The following is a 16,019-nucleotide window of genomic DNA, read 5'->3' on the forward strand; positions in this document are numbered from 1 at the left end:
GGTTGCGGCGACTCGTCGGCCGGACGGGCGTGCCGGCCACGGCTCGGCCGGCCGTTTCATCCGACTCGGTCATGCCTCCCCGGTGCGCGAGGTCCTGCAACGTCGGTTCGCGGTTCGAGACGCCGCCGAGTTTGGACTTGCGAGTCCAATTTTGTCGCTGCACAGTGGCAGCGCGCCCCGGACGACCGGGCGTGCGAGTTCATCCGAAGAACCGAACGATGGAGTGGACCATGTCCATGCGGCTTGAGGGCCGGACCGCCCTGGTGACCGGATCGACCAGCAATATCGGGCGTGCGATCGCGGAGGCCTTCGCCGCCGAGGGAGCGTATGTCGTCGTCTCCGGCCGCAGCGCCGAGCGGGGCCGGGAGGTGGTCGACGGCATCCGCCGCCTGGGCGGTCGCGCCGAATTCGTGCGGGCCGACCTGGACGGAAGCGCGGCCGCCTCGCGGGCACTGGCCCGGGAGGCGACGCGGGTGCTCGGTGGGCGCATCGACGTCCTGGTCAACAACGCCGGCATCTACCCCGGCGACACCACGGCGGCCACCGACGAGAGCACCTTCGACCGGGTCTACGCGGTCAACGTCAAGGCCCCGTTCTTCCTGACCGCTGCCGTCGCGCCCGCCATGGTGGAGGCCGGCGGTGGAACGGTCGTCAACCTGGGCTCGTGGATCGCACGATTGGGCATTCCGGTCGGCGCCCTCTACAGCTCCACCAAGGGGGCCATGGAGACCCTGACCCGGGCCTGGGCGGCGGAGTTCGGGCCGCAGGGTGTGCGGGTGAACGCGATCTCTCCCGGGGTGGTGCTCACGCCCACGCCCGGAGAGGTGCACCCCGGCGAGGTCATGATGAAGGGCACTCCCGCCGGACGGATGGGCACCCCCGACGCGATCGCGAACGCCGCCGTGTATCTGGCCGGCGCCGAATCCTCGTTCGTGCACGGGATCGTGCTCGACGTCGACGGCGGGCGCACCGGTGCCGCCGTCATCGCCGGCTGACGCGAGGGCGGGAGCCGGGGGCTCGACGAGGGGACCGGTCACGCCGCTGCGCGGCCCGCGTGGCGCAGGTCCGCGATGCCTTGATCGAGGGCGGCGCGCAAGTGTGTGGACCGGCCGGTCGACAACAGGATCGACACGCCCCCCTGGATCGCGGCCAGCAGCGCCGCGGCCCGTACGTCCACGTCGAGTTCGGCGGGAAGCGCGCCGGTCGCCTGGAGCGCCCGGATGCCCGCCGCCAGGCTTTCCTGCCAGCGGCGCAACAACTCGATCACGATGGCCCGCGCCCCGGGGGTCGAGCGCCCGACCTGATGGAACAGCGAACCGAGCGGGCACTGGTCCCCCTGGGCTTCGTAGCGTTCGATCACCACGTCCCGCCACTGCTCCCAGGACTCCCACGAGTCGAGGCGGCCGAGATACGGCTGCTGGTCCTCCAGGACCCGGTCCGCCTCGAACTGGGCCACCGCCACGAGCAGTTCGTCCTTGCCGCTCGGGAAGTAGTGGAAGAGCTGGCTCTTGCTGGTGCCGGTCCGCGCCATGATGTCGTCGAGCGTCGCCGCCACGACGCCCTTCTCCCGCAGTACCGCCGCCGCACCCTCGACGATCCGACTGCGCGTGGCCTGCCCCTTCGCCGTCAACTTCCCGGGCATGCGCCGCCTCCTCGTAATGGACCGAACAGTCCACTCTACTGTGTATCGGCACGAGGTTGACGGCGGGGCGTGGGCGGCGGGGCGCGGGCGACGGGCGTGAGGGCGGGCGCGGGGCCGGCGGCGGGCGGGGCGGAAACCGGATGGCGGGGGCAGCCCGGCACGGATGGTGGGCGACGAGCGGGCGGGTGGTCGCCGGACGGCCCGGCGCGAGCGGCGAGCGGCGAGCAGCGCGGAAGGCGGGCGGTGTGGCGCGGGGCGAGGCCGCCGGCATGGTGAATCGCAAGCGTCGCGGGCGGCCCGGCGCGAGCGGCGGATGAGCGAGCGCCGCGCCACACAGGCATCACGGACGGCAGGCGGCGGGGGGCGAGCAAAGCGGGCCGCGCGAGTGTGGTGGCGCGGCGCGGGCGGTGGGCGGCGTGGGACCGGAGGCGCGGCCGCGTGGATGGCGCGGGTGGTCTGCGGCGCGGCGTGCGCGGCGGAGGGTGAGGTGGGCGAGGGGGTGAACGGCCTTTTGTGGGGTGGGGGTTGTGATGTTATCGGCAGGTGTGATTACCCCGGAATGGGCCCACCCGCTACCTTGAGGCCGTCCGACCGGAGCTGTACGAGAAAGTCCCGCTCGACGGTGGTTGGTTCGGACCCTGCGGCAGCGCCCGTCCTCCAGTTTCACTCCACTCTCGCCCCCTCCCGAGGAGACGCATGTCCCGTCGCGCCCGCTCGTTACCCGTCAACCTGTTGACCGCCCTCGTCGCCACCCTCGCGTTCGTCGCGCTGGGCCTGGCCGCACCCGCCGGGGCGACCGGCTCGGAGCGGTCCGGAGCCGTTCCGTCGCCCACCGCGCCGCATCGCGGGGTCGTCGCGCAGAACCAGTCCGACCCGCCGACTCCCGGGCGCGACGCGGCCGTTCGCGCCTTCGTCGAGCAACGTGCCAAACTGCGCGCGACGCTCGCCGGCGACGCAGCCGGCACCCCGAACGACGCCGCGACCACCGGCGCGGGCGCGAGCCTGGCGCCGACACACAACTTCTGGGGTGTCTTCCCGCAGCCGGGCACCCACGACGGCATCACCGCGACGCACAGCGTGGATCCCTCGTACAAGGTCGCCAACTCGCAGAACTTCACCTACGCCCCGACCACCAAGGCGCAGAACTCGTGCATGGAGGTGGTCACCGCCTACTGGAGCCTGGGCGCCGAGATATGGGCGTGGGACTGGTGCGGCACCAGCGGCCCCGCCAAGACCCTGAAGGTGGACGCCGACTTCCTGGCGAAGTACACCACCACGGTCAACGGAGTCGCCTCCTACAGCGTGCAGTTGAGCAAGGACGCGACCTCGGGCAACGCATGGTCGTCCTACCTGTTCAACCACCGCACGCAAGCCTGGGAGTTGCTCTTCCGCTCGTCCGGCACCGACCAGAGCGCGCTCAAGTACGGCTGGGACATCTTCGAGATCTACGCCACGGTCAACCCCGCGACCGGCAAGGGCTACTTCTGCAGCGAGGCGCGCAACACGACGTTCGACAGCGCCGACATCAAGCTCCGCAGGGGCGGCACGTGGCAGCTCGCCACCTCCACCGACTCGCCCTGGACCAGTACCAACCCGCGCGGCGCCGACTTCCTGTGCCCGTCGCTGACCTTCACCCGGGCCGCGCAGAACCACCACTGGACGGTGCACCCCTGATCGTCCCCACGACCGGGCGCCGGACGGGTCGGCTCGACCCCCGTCCGGCGCTCCGCCATCTCGGCGGCCGGCTCCGAGGCCGACCGACCCGCCCGGCGTCGCCGGGTCACGTCCGCGCGCCGGCCGGAGTCCCGCTGAAGCGGTGGAAGGAGGCGGCCTGGGCGAGGAGCAGGACGAGGTTGGCGCAGGCGAGGGCGGACCACAGTGCGCCGAGGCCGCCGGCGGCGGCCAGGGGCACGGCGGCGGCGACGAGCAGGCCGTAGCAGCAGGCGAACGCCCAGAAGCTGGGCATCGTGCGCTGGAGCCCGATCAGGCCGAATCCGTACACGGCCTGGAGTGCGTCGGCCACGACGACGACCAGGAGGACGGGCAGTTGCCCGACCACCCCGGACCGCAGCCGCTCGTCGTCGGTGAAGATCGACACGATCGGGGTGTGGAAGGCGACGAGCACCGCGGCCAGGATCGCGACGGCGCACAGTGCGACGCCCGCGCCGTGCCGCACGACCCGTCGGGTCGCCATCGTGTCCCGGTTCGCCGCGTGCCCCACGACCAACGGCACACTGGCCTGGCCGACCGCCACCGCGACCGTGAACAGCACATTGACCAGCGAGACACACACGCTGTGCACGGCGGCGCTCGTGGTGTCGATCCGGGCCGCCGCGAACGAAAGGGCGCCCAGCACCGCGAACTTGATCAGGACCGTCCCGGCCAGGGGAAGGCCGATCCGGGCGCAGCGCGCCATCTCGCGGGGATCGGGTCGCCCCGGCCGCAGCCGCCGACCCGCCGAAACGATGGCGCGTCGCAGCGCCGTCCAGCCCACCGCGGCGCCGATCACGCCGGAGGCGAGCATCGCCAGGCCCGCCCCCGGCAGCCCGAGCGAGGGCACCGGCCCCTGGCCCCGGACCAGGAGGAGCGACAACACCACGGCGGTGCCCGTCCCGTACAGCCCCGCGCGCATCACCGCTCTGCCGCGGCCCAGCCCGATCAGGACCGACCCGGCCGACGCGCCGATCGCGGTCACGAGTACCGAGCCGGCCAGGAGGCAGGGGAACGAACCCAGTCGGTCGAGCGTGCCGTCGGGTACTCCGCCCAGGCGACCGAGCAACGGCACGGCCGCGACCGCGCCGGCGCCCGCGCCCCCGACCGTCAGGGCCACCCACAGGCCGTTGCGCACCACGGGCAACAACGCGTCGGGATCCTCGGCGTACTCGGCCACGATCGGCATCAGGCCGCGAAGCACGCCGGATACGACGGCGATCACCGGACCGAATACCGCCATCGTCACGGCGAACGCGGCCAGTTCGGCGGCCCCTTGATGACCGAGCACGGCGGTGTCCACCAACGCCGCGGCCGATGCCGTGATCATCGTCAGATACAGCGGTAACGCGGCCCCGGCGATGCGCGCGAAATCGCCGCGCCCTGCTTCCGGTTCGTTGTCGGGCATGTCTCTCCATGGCATCTTCGTCGTGAAACGTCGTCGGTTCGGGTGGAAACGACGGCGACCCCCGCCGGGCACCCGAAGGTGTCCGGCGGGGGTCGCTCGATCGTTTCGCGACGCTTACTCGGTGATCAGGCGATCGCCTTGTAGACGCCCCAGCCGTTTCCGATCTGGACGCGGTCCTTCAGGCCCCCGTACTGCTTGGCGCCGTACGAGAAGAGCTTGCCCGAGGAGTCGCGGGCGATGATGTCGGCGAGGCCGTCACCGTCCATGTCGCCGGGAGCGACGAGGCGGTCGTAGATGCCCCAGCCGTTCCCGATCTTGATCCGGTCACCCAGGTAGTTGTTGCCGAGCCCCGGGTAGACGTACAGGTCGCCGCCCGGAGTGCGGGCGACCACGTCGCCGATGCCGTCGCCGGTCATGTCGCCGGCGCCGATCACCGCGTTGTAGATGTTCCAGCCCTGGCCGAGGAAGATCGGCTGCGAGCTGAGCACCGAGTCGCCGTACGCGCGGTACAGGTACAGGTCCCCGTTGCCCTGGCGGGTGACGAGGTCGTTGTAGCCGTCACGGTTGAGGTCGCCGGGGCTGAACGTGGCGGTGTTCCCACCCCAGTTCGGCTCCAGCACGTGGCCGCCGTTTTCCAGCGTGTACAGCGAGTTGTTGCCGTCCACCGTGAGCAGGTCCGACGTGTAGTCGGTGCCCAGCGAGTTGAGGTGGAACAGCGGGAAGGTCCAGTCGGTGGTCACCGACGAACGGTCTTCGAACCCGCCCTTGTTGTTGGCGCCGTAGTAGAACAGGGTGTTGTTCGACTCGACGCCGAACACGGCACCCTTGCCGCGCTGGACGGCCCCGCCCATGTTGGCGAACACCGCCGTGTAGTTGGTGTTGTCCACCATCCACACGCGGTCGCCGAACTGGCCGTTGCCCAGCGACGAGTACTTGTACATGCCGCCGGAGTAGGTCCGGGCCAGGACCTCGAACGCACCGTCGCCGTTCCAGTCGCCGCCTGCGACGATCTGGTTGTACGCCTGCCAGCCGAAGCCGATCTGGACGCGGTCCTTGAAGCCGCCGGACCCGTTGCCGTCGTAACGGTAGAGGGTGCCGTCGGGCAGCCGGGCGAGCAGGTCCGATTCGCCGTCGCCGGTGAGGTCGCCGGCGACCGTGATCTGGTCGTAGATGCCCCAACCGTTCCCGATCTTGATCCGGTCGCCGAAGCGCCCGTTGCCCAGACCCTTGTACAGGTAGAGGTCGCCACCGGGCTCGCGGGCCACCAGGTCGGGGTGCCCGTCCCCGCTGAGGTCGCCCGCCGAGGTGATGCGGTTGTAGATGTTCCAGCCCGTACCGATGACCACGTACGAAACGGGTGTGCCGCTGATCTGCGAGCCGGTGTACCAGCGCAGCTCGCCGGTGACGGTCCGGACGATGAGGTCGCCCTCACCGTTGTTGTCGATGTCGCCCGGCAGGAGCGCCGTGTCGATGGCACCGAGCCCGAGCTCGTGGCTGTTGTTCTTGCTGGTACTGAGGAACGTCCTGCCGTTCAGGCCGATTTCGACGATGTCGCTGATGCGGTCACCGTCGACGTCACCCGGGACGGCTCGTCCCGCCGTCAGCGCTTGCGGCGACTGCTTGCCCTCGGGAGCGGCCTTCTTCGTCGCCTTCGGCTGGTACTGGAGCGGGTGTCCCATGTGCCGGTCGACCTGCGATCCGGCGATGCTCGAGTGGTCGATCGGGCCGGGGACCGGCTTCGTCTCGTCCGCGTGCGCGGCGGAGGCGGTGAGGCCGACCCCGAGGCTGCCGACGAGGCAGACGGCAGCCAACTTGCCGAGGTTTCCCGGTGAGAACGGCCGGGAAGGACGGCTGGATGTCTTGAACAAAAAATGAATCCCCTCGAGAGCGTGGCCCTGGAGCGAGGAAAACCGGCAACCGGGGATGGGCCGTGTTCACCGCTACAGGCTGCGCAGATATTAGCCCAGGAGACCGACAAACATACGACTGGTTTTCCTGCCCTCTCGGTATCACCACAGATGGATCCGAGAGACCGAAAAGGAATGAATTGCGCCTTGGCGAAAGGGATTTCGCACGCCGCGCTGTCGATTCCCGGAAGTCGGACGTCGGGTCGGGGACGGACATTTTGCCGCTGTTCGCTCCGGACGCACTTCTCCGGAGGAATTCATCCGCGGCTACGGCCCGATCGCGGGGAAGGCGCACGGCGGCGTCCGCGTGGGAGAAATCCACGGGAAGTTCATCCGAAGGTCCCCGACAATCCCCGGAATCACGGCAATCACCGCCCGGTGGTTCGGCGTTCCTCGGGGCCGGTGAGGCGCACCCCGGAGTCGCGGGCGTAGCAGCCGACCGTACGTTGGCCCATCTCCCACTGCCGCGAGTCGGGCAGGAGGAAGTGCGCGTCACGCGGCGCGAGTGCGATGCCCGACGAGGGCAGGAAGTCGCGGGCCGACGCGGCGCAGCGGGCGGTCGCGAGGGTGCGCAGCGACGTGGGGTCCGGGGTGGGTGCCTGGGAGTCGATCGTGAACAGGGCGTAGATCTCGCCGGTGTGCACGCGGGTGCAGGGGACCACGCGGATGTCGTCGAAGGTGGTGGGCGTTTCCGCCGCGGTCGCGGCGACGAAGCAGTCGCCCTTGGCGGGAACCGCGGCCGGGGAGGGCCGGTCCGGCGGGTCGTCGTCGGTGACGGCCACGAAGATCAGCACGATCAGGAAGAAGACGATCATCGCGGAGTTCATCGCGATGGCCGTCCAGGCCAGCCAACGGCCGCGCTCGCGGGTGTGTTTGATGCGTTGGAGCGCGACGATGCCCAGGGCCAGGCCCACCGGCAGGAACGAGCAGACGAAGCCGATGATGGGTGCGAGGACGGCGAGCAGGTTGTACGGCGGTTTCGGCGCGGTCTCGCTCGCCCCGGGTAATGGCCCGGTCTCGGGCGGCGCGCTCGGGCTCGGTATCTGCGCCATGACGGTTTCCCCCTGGTGCTCGCGGCAGTGAAGCCCCGCACTTTAGCGCGGGCGCGCCGGGCACCCACCGGCCGGCCGGGTGAGGCCGGCCGGCCGGTGGTCGGGGTCAGGCGCGGCGCAGGTGGCCGGCGCCGTCCAGGCTCCTGGTCTTGATCAGGTCGCTCACGTGGGTGACGAACTCGTCGAGTGGCATGGGGACTTCCTCGCCCGCGCGGTTGCGGACGGTCACCGTGCGCTGTTCGGCCTCGCGCCTGCCCACCACCACGATCAGCGGGATCTTGCGGGTGATCGCGGTGCGCACCTTGGCGTTCATCCGGCCGTCGCTGCCATCCACGTCGGCCCGGACGTCCGCGTCCAGCAGGAGGTTGCGGATCTCCGTCGCGTAGTCCATCAGCTCGTCCACGAGGGGGATGATGCGGACCTGCTCCGGCGCGAGCCAGACCGGGAACGCGCCCGCGAAGTGCTCGGTCAGGTAGGCCGTGAAGCGTTCGTGCGAACCCAGCGGGGCGCGGTGGATGACGACCACGGGCTTCTCGGTGCCGTCCGAGTCGTGGTAGGTCAGCCCGAACCGTTGTGGCGTGTACAGGTCGACCTGGTTGGTGGAGGCGGCGAACTCCTTGCCGGTGACGGCCCGGATCATGAAGTCGACCTTGGGGCCGTAGTGTGCCGCGCCACCGAGGTCGATCTTGTACGGGATGTCGGACTCCTCCATGGCCTCACGGGTGATCCGCTCGGCCGTCTCCCACATCGGCTCGTCGTCGTGGTACTTGTCCTTGTTCGCCGGATCGCGCAGCGCGAGCACCATGTAGAAGTCGGTGATGCCCAGCGTCCGGTAGTAGTCCGCGTGCATCCGCATGACCTCGAGGAACTGGTCCTTGGCCTGCTCGTGCGTACAGTAGATGTGCGCGTCGTTCTGGGTGAAGCCCCGGGTGCGCATGATGCCGTGCAGTTGGCCGCTGCGTTCGAACCGGTACACCGTGCCGTACTCGGCGATCTTGTAGGGCAGGTCGCGGTAGCTGTGCGGCCGGGCCTTGTAGACCATGTGGTGGTGCGGGCAGTTCATCGGCTTGAGGTAGTACTTCTCGCCGTCGATGTCGATCGGCGCGTACAGGTCGTCGGCGTAGTACGGCAGGTGCCCGGAGAGGTAGTACAGGTCTTCCTGCGTAATGTGCGGAGTGACCACCCGCTGGTAGCCCAGCTTGTGTTCGGTGCGGCGCGCCCAGCCCTCCAGCTCGTCCCGGATGATCGTGCCGTTGGGCAGCCACAGCGGCAGGCCGCGGCCGATCTCCTTGCTGAACGCGAACAGGTCCATGTCCTCGCCGATGCGGCGGTGGTCGCGCTTGGCGGCCTCCTCCAGCATCTTCAGGTGCGCCTTCAGCGCGTCCCTGGTCGGCCAGGCGGTGCCGTAGATCCGCTGGAGCTGCGGGTTCTTCTCACTGCCGCGCCAGTAGGCCGCCGCGCTGCGCATCACCTTGAACGCCGGGATCAGCCGGGTCGAGGGCAGGTGCGGGCCGCGGCACAGGTCGGACCAGCACACCTCGCCGGTCTTGGCGTCGACGTTGTCGTAGATGGTGAGCTGACCGCCGCTGACCTCCATCACCTCGTCGGTGTCGACGTCGCCCTTGAGGTCGATGAGTTCGAGCTTGTAGGGCTCGGCCGCGAGTTCGGCCTTGGCGGCCTCCAGGGACGGGAACGCCCGCCGCTGAAAGCGCTGGCCGGATTTGATGATCTCCTGCATGCGCTTCTCGACCCGCTCCAGATCCTCCGGCTGGAACGGGCGCTCGACGTCGAAGTCGTAGTAGAAGCCGTTCTCGATCGGCGGGCCGATACCGAGCCGGGCCTCCGCCCACAGGTCCTGTACCGCCTGCGCCAGCACGTGCGCCGTGGAGTGACGCAGTACGTTCAGGCCGTCCGGGCTGGACAGCGCGACCGCCCCGACCTCGACCTCGACGTCCGGCGTCCAGTCCAGGTCGTGCAGCACGCCCTCCCGGTCGCGCACGGCGACGATCGCGTTCGGGCCCGCCATCGGCAACTTGGCCGCGGCCACCGCGTCGGTGCACGTCGTCCCTACCGGGACCACGACGATGCGTTCGGTCTCACCGACAGGTAGGGATGCAGACACAGGAACTCTCCTCACGGATCACACGATCACAGGATCAACAGCGGCGCAAAGATCTCACCAGCAGTGTCAGTGTAGTCACTCCACTCACGCCGCTGTTGACGATCACCGCCTACCGACAGGCCAGTTCACGCGGTGCCCGGGTGCGCGAGCACCGGGTTGGCGAGGGAGCCGATACCGTCGATGTGCACCTCGACGGTATCGCCGGGGTGCAGGGCTCCGGAGCCGGCCGGGGTGCCGGTGAGGATCACGTCGCCGGGCAACAGCGTCATCAGCGCACTGCACCGCGCCACCACTGCGGCCACGCCCCGGATCATCTCCTTGGTCGAGCCGTCCTGCCGCAGTTCGCCGTCGACCACGGTGCGCACGGCGACGTCGGCGGGGTCCAGGTCGGTTCGGATCCACGGTCCCAGCGGGCAGAACGTGTCGAAGCTCTTGGCCTTGGTCCAGTGTCCGCCCGGTTGGCCGATGTCCCATGCGGTGACGTCGTTGGCGCAGGTGTAGCCGAACACGACCCGGTCCGCGTCCGCCTCCGGCACGTCGCGACAGCGGCGGCCGATCACCACGGCCAGTTCGCCCTCGAAGCGCACCTCGCTCGATTCGGCGGGCAGCAGCACGGGTTCGCCGGGGCCGACCACGGCGGTGGAGGGCTTGAGGTTGATCACCAGGTCGGGTGTCGCGGTCGCCGGATCGCCGTAGTTGCGCCCGGCCACCAGCACCTTGCTCGGCAGTACCGGCGCGAGCAGTCGGGCCTGCGGCAACGGCACACTCTCGCGGGTGAGGTGGTACTCGCCGAACGGATCGCCGTCCAGCAGCCGGGCCAGTTGCGCGTCCGGGTCGATCAGGGCGGGCCGGGGTCCGCGATCGGTGTCGATGCGTGCGATCAGCATGGGGTGTCCTTCGGGCGGTGTTCGGGGGCTGCGCGGTGGTCGGGGGCCGCGCCGTGTGCGGGCGCCGGGCCGGGCTCGGGGGCCAGTTCGTCGAGCAGCAGTTCGACGCGGTCGCGTGCCTGCTCGGCATCGGCGTCCGGGGAACCGACCTCGGGGTCGAAGTTCGGGTCGAGGAAGACCTCGGTCAGGCCGGTGTCCGCGAGCGCGGCGACATCGTCCCTGATCTTGGCGGCGGGCCCGCCCAGCGGCGACTGCCCGCCGGTGCCGTCCGGGCGCAGCCGGATCGGGGCGCGAAAGACGAACCGCAGCGTGTCCGGGTCGCGCCCCGCCCGTTCGGCGGCGTCGCGAACGACCGCGATCGAACGCCCGATGGACGCCGGATCGGTCCTGCCACTCGCGATCCAGCCGTCGCACCGGCGCCCGGCACGGCGCAGCACGGCATCGGCGTTGCCGCCCAGCAACACCGGCGGGTGCGGTGCCTGGACCGGCTTGGGTTCGAAGCGCACGGGTGGCACCCGGTAGAACGGGCCCTCGTGTTCGACGATCTCCCGGGTCCACAGCGCGTGCAGGCAGGCGAGGAAGTCGTCGGCGCGGCGGCCCACGCCGTGCGCGGACACGCCGGCGGCGGCGAATTCCTCGTCGGCCCAGCCGTTGCCGACGCCCACGTCCAGCCGTCCGGCGGACAACACGTCGAGGCTGGTGAGCTGTTTGGCCAGCACGGCCGGCGCGTACAGCGGCATCACGAGCACCGCGACGCCCAACCGGATCCGGCTGGTGTGCGCGGCGAGGTACGCCAGCGTGATCAGCGGGTCGTGCACGCTGCGGCCGGCCTCGCCCCAGGAGCCGTCGACCGCGCCGAACAGTCGCTGGTAGGTCCACAGCGAGTGGTAGCCCAGCCGTTCGGCGGTGCGGGCGATGTGCGCGATCTCGGCGGGGCCGGCCCACCCGCCGGAGACCGGTGCGGCGAATCCGATCCTCACCTCACGCCTCCGCCGGGCAGTGGTGCAGCACCAGGCCCAGTTCCCGCAGTGTGGTGAGGAATTCCGCGTCCCGTTGCAGCCAGTGGTGTTTGATCTGGGCGCCCGCGGTGCCGCTGCGGAACCGCTGCTCGCTGACCTTGAGGAACGCGCCCGGGACGAGCGGCAGGACGCGCAGCGGCTGAAGTCGGCCGCTGCGGCGCTTGTCGGCGTATTCCACGTTGACCTCCTGCAGCACCTCGTCGATGCGGCGGCCGGCGGTCGCGATGTCCAGGGGGGTCCGCGGGTCCGTCCATTCGACCGCGACCAGGTAGCCCGGCGGTGTTCCCCACTGGGGGATGCCGGAGAAGTCGGGGCGGGGGCCGGCGCCCAGCACCCTGGTCACCGCGACGTGGACGTCGGATTCGGTCAGCTTCTCCCCGGTGAACGAGATCTGGAAGCCCGCGCGCCCGAGGAACTCCAGGCGTGGTGTGACGCCCACGAAACCGGCGACGCGGTAGACGTCGCCCACGTCGTAGCGGTGCAGACCGTTGGCCTGGCTCATCACCAGCCGGTAGTCGACGCCCTCCTCCAACTCGTCGTAGCCCAGCGTGGGGGCGTCGGCGGGCAGCGCGCTGCCGTCGCACAGGTCGGGCCACGGTACGAACTCGAAGTGGCCCTGGTTGATCGCGAGCGGCCCGGCGGAGGGGTGGTTGTCGACCGGGAGCGTGACGATGCCCTCGGTGCCGGTGGTACTGAACGGCAGGGTCGCCACGCCCGGCGCGAGTTGGGACAACCAGGGTCGGTACAGCGCGGCCGAGGCCGAGTTCCAGCACACCAGCAGCCGCAGGTTCGGCCACAGGTCGGTCAGGCGCGGCCCGCCGGCGCGGTCGAACACCTCGGCCAGTCGGCGGGCGAGGGCCTGGTCCGCGGCCCGAACCGAGGGGCGGCCCTCGTGCAGTTCGCGCACCAGCCGCTCGCCGTTGTGCCGCAGTGTCTCGGCGAGCAGCACGAGTTTGGACGGGTTCACCGAGACGATCAATTGCAGGTCGTGTCCGGCCAAGCGCAGCAGTTTGGTGTACAGCGATTCGGCCAGCGTGGATGCGTCGGGGTCGCGGGGGAACCAGTCGGCCGAGCACCACGGGGGAATCCAGTCGCCGGCTTCCTCGGACAGCGGGCGCTCGGTGATGCTGTAGACCGGGAAGCCGTGGTGGTGGTCGTGCACCGGTCCGGGCTCCCAGGACAGGTCGAGTAACTCCTCGCCGGTGAGCCGTTCGGTGCCCAGCCACTCGAAGTACAGCCCCCACTGCGCGTACAGCGCGGGCCCTCGGTAGTTCCGGCGCCAATGGCTCGTGGTGGGCACGAGCTTGGCGTGGCCCGTCGTGCCGGAGGTGCGCAGGAAGGCGTACGGGTCGTCGGTGGTGAGGACGTTCGGCTCCCCCGCGAGTTGCCGGCTCACGAATGGCGACAGCTCGTCGTAGTTGCGGATGGGGACCGCGTCCTTCCATTCCCGTTCCTTGCGGACCCGACCGATGCCGTGTTCGCGCCCGAACGCCGTGTCGGCCGACACGGCGAGCAGGTCGGCGAACACGGCGTCGACCACGTCCGCGGGTTGTTCGCAGATTTTCCGCTGCATCGCCAACGCATCCTGTGTCCTTTCCAAGAAGCGTTGGTGGAGCACGGTTTTCCACACAGCAGCCACGACGTCCCCCATGGATGAGGCCAGTTCACGTGATGTTGCGGCGGTCGACGGAGCCCGCGTCAGTCGACCCGGACGACGACCTTCCCGAACGCCCGCCGTTCCTCTAGTTCGGCCACCGCCTCGCGGACCCGGGAGAGTGGGAAGTCGGCGTGGACGACCGGTTCCAGCTCCTTGGTGGTGACCAGTTCGAGGACCGTTTCGAGGTCGTGCCGGGACCAGGCGTTGGAGCCGAGGATGTCCACTTCCCTGGACCAGAGGTAGCGCAGGTCGGTGGTGGCCTCGAACCCGGTGGTGGCGCCGCAGGTGACGATCCGGCCGCCGCGCCGCACGCACCGCAACGAGGTCGGCCAGGTGTCCTTGCCCTGGTAGTCCACGACGACGTCGACGCCGACGCCGCCGGTGATCTCCTTGACCCGGGCCCGCACGTCCTCCCGGCCGACGTCGATGCTCTCGCCGACCCCGAGTTCGCGCAGTCGGGCGAGCTTGTCCGGCGAACCGGAGCAGGCGATCACCTGCGCGCCGGCGCGGATGGCGAACTGTACGCAGGCCAGGCCCACTCCGCCGGTGGCGCCGAACAGCAGCATCGTCTCGCCGGCCCGCAGGCGCGCCCGGGTGAACAACATGCGGTGCGCCGTCGCGTAGGAGATCGGCAGCGCCGCGAACCGGGTCGGGTCGCCCCGGTCGTCGGGCAGCGGGATGGCGTTCTCGGCGGGGGCCACCACATACTCGGCGAGACCACCCCAGTGGTGCTCGCCGAGGATGCCCCGCCCGATGATCGGGTCCAGCAGGACCCGGCGGCCGACGAGTTTCTCGCCCACCTCGTCGGTGGCCTGTTCGACGATCCCGACGACGTCGCCGCCCGAGACGTGCGGCAGCTCCAGCCGTACGCCCGGCAGCCCGCGTCGCACCAGGATGTCCAGGTGGTTCAGCGCGCATGCCTCGACCCGCACCCGGAGCCATCCCGGGCGGGGAACCGGGCGCCGGATGTGGCCCGGTTGGAGCCGATCCGGTCCTCCCCACGCGTGGATGATCGCCGCCCGCATCAGGTCTGTCACTGCGTCAACTCCTCAGGAGGGAGGGGCGTCCCGGCGTCCGCCGGGCAGGGCCTACGGGCCCGTCACCCCGCGGATGGCCTCGGTCACCGTGCGGATGAGGAAGCGCAGGTCCTCCGGGCTCATCGAGGGTGACGGCAGCATGGTGATCACGTCGCCGGGTACGGCGTTGACCAGGACGCCGGAGTCGCGCGCGAGGGTGCAGATGCGTTCGACGATGCGGTCCCCGGGCGGGAAGAGTTCGCGGGTGTCGCGATCGGCGACCAGCTCGATGCCGGCGAGCAGCCCGAGTTGGCGGACATCGCCGACGTGGGTGAGTCGGCGGACCGGTTCGAGTTCCTCGGTGAGGACTTCGGCCAGGGCTCGGGCGCGGCCGAGCACGTCCTCCTTCTCGTACAGGTCCAGGCTGGCCAGCGCGACCGCGGCGCCGAGCGCGTAGCCGGAGTAGGTGCTGCCGCTGAGGAACACTCCGCCGCGGAACGCCTCGAAGATCTCCTCGGTGGCCAGGGTGGCGGACAGCGGCAGGTAGCCGCCCGTGAGCGCCTTGCCGACGGTCAGCAGGTCCGGGCTGACGCCCTCGGCCGCGCACGAGAACGTCGCTCCGGTGCGCCCCCAGCCGGTGAGGACCTCGTCCGCGATCAGCAACACCCCGTGGCGCCGGGCGATCTCCGCGACCTTGGCCAGGTGGCCCTCGGGCGCGGCGATCACGCCGGCCAGGGCCTGGACCCGGGGTTCGACGATGACCGCGGCGATCCGGCCCTTCTCCCGGACCAGGATCTCCTCCAGCGAATCCGTGCAGTCGATCGCGCAGTCCGCCCTGGTCCTGCCGATCGGGCATCGGTAGCAGTTGGGCTGGTGGAAGGACAGGGAGGGGTACAGCAACGGCTCGTAGGTCTTGCGGATCATGTCGACCTGTTCGGTGTTGACGCCGCGCAGGCTGATCGTGCCGAGGGTCTCGCCGTGGTAGCCGTTGGTCATCGAGACGAAGGTGGAGCGTTCCGGTTCGCCCTTGGCCACCCAGTACGCGTAGGCCGCCTTCAACGCCGTCTCCACGGCGGTCGACCCGGATTCGGCGAAGAACACCCGCTGCAATCCGGGCGGCGCCATGCCCGCGAGCCGGGCGGCCAGTTCCACCGCGGCCGGATGCGAGACGCGGTAGAGCGTGGTCTCGCCCGCCTTGCGGGCCTGCGCCACCAGGGCCTCGACGAGTTCGGGGCGGCCGTGCCCGTGCAGGTTCATCCCCATCGAGGAGCGGCCGTCGAGATAGCGTTTGCCGTCCGGGTCGATCAGCCAACATCCGTCGGCGCGTTCGACGACCAACTGGTCCTCGGCCATCCAGGCGTCCATCGGCGTCCACGGGTACCACATGTGGTCGCGATCGAGCCTGCGCAGCCGGTCGACATCCGTCTTGTCCACTTGGAGCCCTTCCGTGTTCGGGTGTCCTGTCGGGTATTTCGACGGTCGGGGGCGGGGCGTCGCCGTGCGCCGTGCAGGTGGACCTTGTGGCCGGGGAGTTGGCCGCCTTCGCCGGGCTTGGCGCCCTGGGCCATCTTGATCTGGATGTCGTCGGCGTTGACCAGG

The 16,019-nt window shown here is 70.4% G+C and carries 13 protein-coding genes; 2 read left to right on the forward strand and 11 right to left on the reverse strand.

Features of this window, described 5'->3' with window-relative positions:
* Positions 1-230: 230 nt before the first annotated feature.
* Positions 231-995: a glucose 1-dehydrogenase gene (locus ABZ374_RS39250; RefSeq protein ID WP_360321138.1), complete on the forward strand. Its 765-nt coding sequence runs from the start codon at positions 231-233 to the stop codon at positions 993-995.
* A gap of 38 nt (positions 996-1,033) precedes the next feature.
* Here ABZ374_RS39250 and ABZ374_RS39255 read toward each other — a convergent pair whose 3' ends face one another.
* Positions 1,034-1,642, reverse strand: a complete 609-nt coding sequence (locus ABZ374_RS39255; protein WP_360321141.1) for a TetR/AcrR family transcriptional regulator — start codon at positions 1,640-1,642, stop codon at positions 1,034-1,036.
* Positions 1,643-2,338: 696 nt separating this feature from the next.
* Here ABZ374_RS39255 and ABZ374_RS39260 point away from each other — a divergent pair.
* Positions 2,339-3,316, forward strand: coding sequence for a carbohydrate-binding protein (locus tag ABZ374_RS39260; protein WP_360321144.1), 978 nt, complete (start codon positions 2,339-2,341; stop codon positions 3,314-3,316).
* Between the two features lie 106 nt (positions 3,317-3,422).
* On the opposite strand, the gene ABZ374_RS39265 is transcribed toward ABZ374_RS39260, so the two are convergent.
* The 10 genes from ABZ374_RS39265 to ABZ374_RS39310 form a co-directional block, all read right to left on the reverse strand.
* Positions 3,423-4,760, reverse strand: coding sequence for an MATE family efflux transporter (locus ABZ374_RS39265; protein WP_360321147.1), 1,338 nt, complete (start codon positions 4,758-4,760; stop codon positions 3,423-3,425).
* Positions 4,761-4,885: 125 nt separating this feature from the next.
* Complete coding sequence (locus ABZ374_RS39270; protein WP_360321150.1) at positions 4,886-6,571, reverse strand: VCBS repeat-containing protein; 1,686 nt, start codon at positions 6,569-6,571, stop codon at positions 4,886-4,888.
* A 464-nt stretch (positions 6,572-7,035) separates the two neighbouring features.
* Positions 7,036-7,719: a DUF4190 domain-containing protein gene (locus ABZ374_RS39275; protein ID WP_360321153.1), complete on the reverse strand. Its 684-nt coding sequence runs from the start codon at positions 7,717-7,719 to the stop codon at positions 7,036-7,038.
* A gap of 106 nt (positions 7,720-7,825) precedes the next feature.
* Entirely contained in the window at positions 7,826-9,841 is a 2,016-nt protein-coding gene (thrS, locus tag ABZ374_RS39280; RefSeq protein WP_360321156.1) for a threonine--tRNA ligase, read from the reverse strand.
* 125 nt (positions 9,842-9,966) lie between these two features.
* Positions 9,967-10,728, reverse strand: a complete 762-nt coding sequence (locus ABZ374_RS39285; protein ID WP_360321159.1) for a fumarylacetoacetate hydrolase family protein — start codon at positions 10,726-10,728, stop codon at positions 9,967-9,969.
* Positions 10,722-11,708 carry a TIGR03619 family F420-dependent LLM class oxidoreductase gene (locus ABZ374_RS39290; protein ID WP_360321162.1) on the reverse strand — a complete coding sequence of 329 codons (987 nt, stop codon included), beginning with the start codon at positions 11,706-11,708 and terminating at the stop codon, positions 10,722-10,724. Before ABZ374_RS39290 ends, ABZ374_RS39285 begins: the two co-directional genes overlap by 7 nt.
* 1 nt (position 11,709) lies before the next feature.
* A complete protein-coding gene (locus tag ABZ374_RS39295; RefSeq protein ID WP_360321165.1) occupies positions 11,710-13,320 on the reverse strand; it encodes a GH3 auxin-responsive promoter family protein in 1,611 nt (536 codons plus the stop codon).
* 125 nt (positions 13,321-13,445) lie between these two features.
* Positions 13,446-14,441 (reverse strand): zinc-binding dehydrogenase, encoded by a 996-nt coding sequence (locus tag ABZ374_RS39300; RefSeq protein ID WP_360321168.1) that lies wholly within the window; start codon positions 14,439-14,441, stop codon positions 13,446-13,448.
* 51 nt (positions 14,442-14,492) lie between these two features.
* Positions 14,493-15,806: an aminotransferase class III-fold pyridoxal phosphate-dependent enzyme gene (locus tag ABZ374_RS39305; protein WP_360321171.1), complete on the reverse strand. Its 1,314-nt coding sequence runs from the start codon at positions 15,804-15,806 to the stop codon at positions 14,493-14,495.
* A complete protein-coding gene (locus tag ABZ374_RS39310) occupies positions 15,725-16,018 on the reverse strand; it encodes a glutamate synthase-related protein (protein ID WP_360321174.1) in 294 nt (97 codons plus the stop codon). The genes ABZ374_RS39305 and ABZ374_RS39310 overlap by 82 nt, the downstream gene beginning before the upstream one ends.
* Position 16,019: the final 1 nt, after the last annotated feature.

This window comes from Embleya sp. NPDC005971 (genome assembly GCF_040629175.1).
Taxonomy (GTDB): Bacteria; Actinomycetota; Actinomycetes; order Streptomycetales; family Streptomycetaceae; genus Embleya.

Coding starts and splice junctions, on each gene's coding strand:
- ABZ374_RS39265 (WP_360321147.1), bottom strand. CDS start 4,760: ATGCCCGACAACGAACCGGAAGCAGGGCGCGGCGATTTCGCGCGCATC.
- ABZ374_RS39250 (WP_360321138.1), top strand. CDS start 231: ATGTCCATGCGGCTTGAGGGCCGGACCGCCCTGGTGACCGGATCGACC.
- ABZ374_RS39275 (WP_360321153.1), bottom strand. CDS start 7,719: ATGGCGCAGATACCGAGCCCGAGCGCGCCGCCCGAGACCGGGCCATTA.
- ABZ374_RS39255 (WP_360321141.1), bottom strand. CDS start 1,642: ATGCCCGGGAAGTTGACGGCGAAGGGGCAGGCCACGCGCAGTCGGATC.
- ABZ374_RS39295 (WP_360321165.1), bottom strand. CDS start 13,320: ATGCAGCGGAAAATCTGCGAACAACCCGCGGACGTGGTCGACGCCGTG.
- ABZ374_RS39260 (WP_360321144.1), top strand. CDS start 2,339: ATGTCCCGTCGCGCCCGCTCGTTACCCGTCAACCTGTTGACCGCCCTC.
- ABZ374_RS39305 (WP_360321171.1), bottom strand. CDS start 15,806: ATGTGGTACCCGTGGACGCCGATGGACGCCTGGATGGCCGAGGACCAG.
- ABZ374_RS39285 (WP_360321159.1), bottom strand. CDS start 10,728: ATGCTGATCGCACGCATCGACACCGATCGCGGACCCCGGCCCGCCCTG.